Origin of the sequence: Vibrio sp. 10N.222.49.C9, from assembly GCF_041474985.1 — a bacterium.
Taxonomy (GTDB): domain Bacteria; phylum Pseudomonadota; class Gammaproteobacteria; order Enterobacterales; family Vibrionaceae; genus Vibrio; species Vibrio crassostreae_C.
The window spans coordinates 1-391 of record NZ_JBFRVD010000250.1; the positions used below are offsets into that span (position 1 = coordinate 1).

The 391-nt window shown below is 45.8% G+C and carries 1 protein-coding gene; it reads left to right on the top strand.

Features of this window, described 5'->3' with window-relative positions; all coding sequences use genetic code 11:
• Positions 1 to 65 precede the first annotated feature (65 nt).
• A partial coding sequence (locus AB4585_RS23000; RefSeq protein WP_372171120.1) for a fumarylacetoacetate hydrolase family protein occupies positions 66 to 391 on the top strand: 326 nt, incomplete at its 3' end.

Here is a 391-nt window from a genome sequence, read left to right on the forward strand (position 1 = left end):
CACTGGGGAGCTATCACCTCTAATGTGATTCGACATTACCAAGTCTCAGAAGAAAGCGAATAATCATGCCTCTCAAGCAAGTTACTCTGGAAAATCAATCTTTCACTCCAAGCAAGATACTGTGTGTAGGCAGAAACTACGCGGCGCATATTGAAGAGCTAGGTAATGAAATCCCAGAAGATATGGTGGTTTTCATGAAGCCGAATTCTTCTCTTAGCCAACAGCTGAATAGTTTCCATGATGAGCCCCTACACTATGAGGCTGAGTTATGCTTTTTAGTCAAAGATGGCGAGTTTTCTGGGGTGGCGATTGGCCTAGACCTCACGAAACGCGAGACGCAAAGTGCACTCAAAGCAAAAGGTCTTCCTTGGGAGCGCGCCAAGGCATTTGA